The organism is Gemmatimonas sp. (genome assembly GCF_041689975.1).
GTDB lineage: Bacteria > Gemmatimonadota > Gemmatimonadetes > Gemmatimonadales > Gemmatimonadaceae > Gemmatimonas.
Map to the genome: position 1 here is coordinate 1 of NZ_JBDNFF010000431.1, position 3,727 is coordinate 3,727.

Annotated in this window: 4 protein-coding genes; 1 reads left to right on the forward strand and 3 read right to left on the reverse strand. The window is 60.2% G+C overall.

Annotated features, from left to right (window positions below; genetic code table 11):
- Positions 1-28: 28 nt before the first annotated feature.
- Entirely contained in the window at positions 29-289 is a 261-nt protein-coding gene (locus ACESNG_RS24080; RefSeq protein WP_373071258.1) for a hypothetical protein, read from the reverse strand.
- Between the two features lie 254 nt (positions 290-543).
- Positions 544-936, reverse strand: coding sequence for a hypothetical protein (locus ACESNG_RS24085; RefSeq protein WP_373071260.1), 393 nt, complete (start codon positions 934-936; stop codon positions 544-546).
- A 1,337-nt stretch (positions 937-2,273) separates the two neighbouring features.
- Here ACESNG_RS24085 and ACESNG_RS24090 point away from each other — a divergent pair.
- On the forward strand, positions 2,274-2,795 hold the full coding sequence (locus ACESNG_RS24090) for a DUF2510 domain-containing protein (RefSeq protein ID WP_373071262.1): 522 nt from the start codon (positions 2,274-2,276) through the stop codon (positions 2,793-2,795).
- 232 nt (positions 2,796-3,027) lie between these two features.
- Here ACESNG_RS24090 and ACESNG_RS24095 read toward each other — a convergent pair whose 3' ends face one another.
- Positions 3,028-3,351 (reverse strand): hypothetical protein, encoded by a 324-nt coding sequence (locus ACESNG_RS24095; RefSeq protein ID WP_373071264.1) that lies wholly within the window; start codon positions 3,349-3,351, stop codon positions 3,028-3,030.
- Positions 3,352-3,727 lie beyond the last annotated feature (376 nt).

The window sequence follows — 3,727 nt, forward strand, 5'->3', positions numbered from 1 at the left end:
CACCCCCCAGCTGCCCTGGGCCACCGCCTCATAACCCACGACACCGACAGTTGTCCCGGAAAAAGTAGCATCCTGCCCAGGCGAGCATGCGCGTCGCCTTCACTGCTGCGATGGCGACAAGCAGACCGGCGCAGACGGCGGCCGTGGAAGCCATGCTGGCGTCAGAGCCCAGCGCAAGCGCCGCAGCGATGCCGAGGGCTGCGGGGAACAGGATGAGTCGTTCACCGGAGACGCAGCAGGCAAAGAGATTGATCGCGATCGTGAGACATAGGGTTCCCCAGCCGGACACGGTCGGCTAACGACTTGCTGTCTTTCCTCGGGCGTGATCATGAGCGGGGTTGATAGCGCGTTTCGGCCTGACTGCCTTCACTGGCACCCGATCGGATGCTATGTAACGAGAACGAGCGAAGTGTCCCCGCGCGGACGTTCGGGACGCTCGGTCAAGGCCGAAGGGAGAAGCTGCCAGTCTTCATCCAGGGACATGCGAATGTCGCCCACAGTCCTCGTCACGCATCACCCAAGAGCGGCTTCACCGACCTCGTGCTACGACCAGTTGGCCACCCTTGCCGGACCGAAGCGTCGAAGATCGTCCTGGAACTTCTGTTGGAGGTAGCCGGTACGACCGCTTGGATCGCCGGTCATTTGGGCCAGGTCCGCAGGTCCGACGAACGTGCAACCAAGATTCTTGCCATCGTTGTCCATGAGCGTCACCTTGTAACCATCACACGGGCGCTGCTCAGTGGTTTGGAGCCACTCGGTGACGTAGACCGATGGTGCCCAAGCAACCAACATCCCCACTCCGGGAGTCGTTGTGGACATCGAAATGACGATCGAGCCACCCGGATAGTCCGTGTCAACCCTGACAACCGCATTGGGATCGCGCGCAGCGCCGAGAAGAGCACTCACAGTCTCAGGTGCCGCCCGATCCTGCATCATCGTCTTGATCGAGCGGTGCTGACCTCCCGTCAGCCCGGGCGCTACTGCCCTGCTCGGACGGTGGCGGTCGTCTACCCGCCGATCGTCTGTGTGCTCAGTTGGCGACCCGGCTTGTCGTGGCGTATCGGCGCTTGGCGGGGTCCCCTCAGCCAACTGGCTGCGCAACCGATCCCTTACGAGCTTCGTTACGTATCCAGGTGCGCTGATCGGCCCAGGTGCTGCGCCGATTATGCGAGCGACTCCACCCAGCAGCCTTCCAGCGACCGACTTCGGTGGCTTGAATAACACTCGATCACCTTCAGTGGTCCGCGTAAACAAGTCGAACCTGTCCATCTCGAAGATCAGTAAGCCTGTCTCTGCTGAACCATCATCCGTCTCATCCCACAATACGAATGCGAGGAAGACGCTTTCGTCGGAACAAGGTCCGTTCCAAACGATCCGACCGGTCGCACCAGGGGTTCTGACGGACCCCATGTGGTTAGGTCCTCTCAGTACTACGTCGAAGTTGTACAGCGAGTCCTCGATCCAATACCTGACAGGGCCTCCCTTGGACCATTGGCCTCCGTCCCAGTACTCGATATTCAAGGGTTGACCCGGCTTTGGATGCCACCCCGGCTCAGGCCAGGCCGCTCGTTGGTGCATGGTCCGTCACTGTACGGCAGGCTGCGGGACTGAGCCCTCGTTGGTGCCTCACAGCTGGCCCGAATCGGCATGTGCCCGAAGCCTGTGATGGGCTGCGATGGGTTTCGGGTTGGTTCTCCCGGCGGCTGGGATTGTCTTGGTACTGATTGGCGGCACGAGTACTCGGTCGCTGGTCCGGTCCAAGTAAGGCACCGTGGATGAACTCAGTATGAAGCGTGCTCAAGGTGCCGGTGACGTCCTTCGATGGACGTCCGTGTTGACTTTGAGGGGCTGGGCTGGGCTGGGCTGTCCTAGGCGGAGTCGTGACCCTGACCTCGCTGCTGTAGCGACCCAAACGTGACAAGTCCACGACATCCAGCTTTCGGCGACGGTGATTGGCGACCGGTTGTGGATCCCTTGTAGGGGCGTCACCGGAGAAGCATGAGTGGCCACACCGGCGAGACTTGCGAAGGTTGGTCGCTTCTGGTTGATGTGCCAACGCGTTTTGGTTGGCGGTCATCTGTGGCGAGGCACTCGCGACGTGCAATCAGATGAAGTGCGACGACCGGTCAGAGCGCCGGCGACCATCACCGCTCACCAGCGACGCCGTCGCGCCCGACAGAACCACCTGGCCCCATGCGCGTAGTCGATACTGTATGCCCCACAATGCGGATCGACTCTGGACACGTTCGTGGATTGCTACCGAGGACCGCGTCATGACTGACGGTGCGAGAGCAGACGTCGTACGCAAGGTCCGAGGCATCTGGATAGGGGTCGTCGTTGCACTTTTCATCGGCCTCGCAGGGACCAGTAGTGGTCAGCTAGAGGTCAAGGAGAACGGACAACAGCTTGCTGTGTCGAAGGTGATGGAGCTCGGCACTCTGGTTGCGTTAGTGCTCGCCGTTTGGGCGATTGCCCGGATGATCGGCAACCGCAAACGGACGCCATTGGCCACAGTCGATGCATCGGCGCAGGCTGCAGGCGCAGGGTGGTTTCCTGACACTGAAAAGTCTGGCAGGCTTCGCTACTGGGATGGGCAGCGCTGGACTGACCACTTCTCCGATCCAGACGAGTCACCGGGCGCAGAGCCGGTGTCAGGAGTGGTTGACCAAGTCAGCGAGGTTGGTGAGACTGATGTTGCTGGAGCGCTTCGTCAGCTCAAGGCTCTGCATGCTGAAGGCCTACTCACTTCCGAGGAATACGAGGCGAAGCGACAAAGACTCGCAGAGCAGCTCTAGCGGTAGTTTCCTGGCTAGCTGTGTAGGTTGTCGGGTTGTGCCTGTTGAGAGGGTGTTTTTTGGCAGGGGAGGTGTAGTACCTAAGTCTTGTTCGGGTCCTATTCGAGGCGAGTGCGCATACGTCGGCATCGTTGGTGGGTCATCTGTCCACGGACTCGTTGGTGGAGCGGATTGAGACACTTCGTCAAGAACTCCAACCGAGGCAGGGCCAAAAATGAAGGTCAGCGACTGGTCAGCAGTTTTCCTTCGCCAGTCTCAATAAGGCTTCAATGTCGGATGCCGCAACCCGGTCAGCAATGATCTGGCGGAACGCCTCAAGCGAGACCGCTCGGTAGCCCTCGCAGAATGTCGCCCGGCTGTTGGGGTCGATGTCGTCCCAGCTGAGAGTGTCGGTCTCGATATCGACTACTCCGTCGTTGACCTTTGCACGATTGGTGCCACCGTCCGACGAGCATGCTGCGACCACTATCATTGAGAGGCTGGCGGCGACAGTGCAGCGCATCAATCTGGATTTGGTGATGCGTGGACCTCGCGTCTGGCTTACCAGCTTCCACATCTACATGATCCTACTTGGCTGCAATGAGTGGGAACAGCGTGCGGGCGCCTCCGACCGGGAAGTGCTGGCCCCAGTTCCGATCGGCGAGACCAAGATCCGCCACGCCGTGATTCGGCCGATCTGATTCGTGTTCTCGTTGGCGTAGGCCGGATCCCTGTCAGGCCGATGTGAGACACCTGCGGTAATCCAAGATCCCCGTCAGGGCGAGAACCAGGAACCACCACACTGATGACTATGACCTCTTCCTCTTTGCTTGATCGCGCCCATGATGGTGCGGTGGGCGAACCCGACCAGACGGATCCGGCACCAAATTCGCAGCGTCGAACTTTCACTGCCAAGTGCAAGAACCGGATCGTTGACGAGTACGACGCCCTAC

Coding starts and splice junctions, on each gene's coding strand:
- ACESNG_RS24090 (WP_373071262.1), top strand. CDS start 2,274: ATGACTGACGGTGCGAGAGCAGACGTCGTACGCAAGGTCCGAGGCATC.
- ACESNG_RS24095 (WP_373071264.1), bottom strand. CDS start 3,351: ATGTGGAAGCTGGTAAGCCAGACGCGAGGTCCACGCATCACCAAATCC.
- ACESNG_RS24085 (WP_373071260.1), bottom strand. CDS start 936: ATGATGCAGGATCGGGCGGCACCTGAGACTGTGAGTGCTCTTCTCGGC.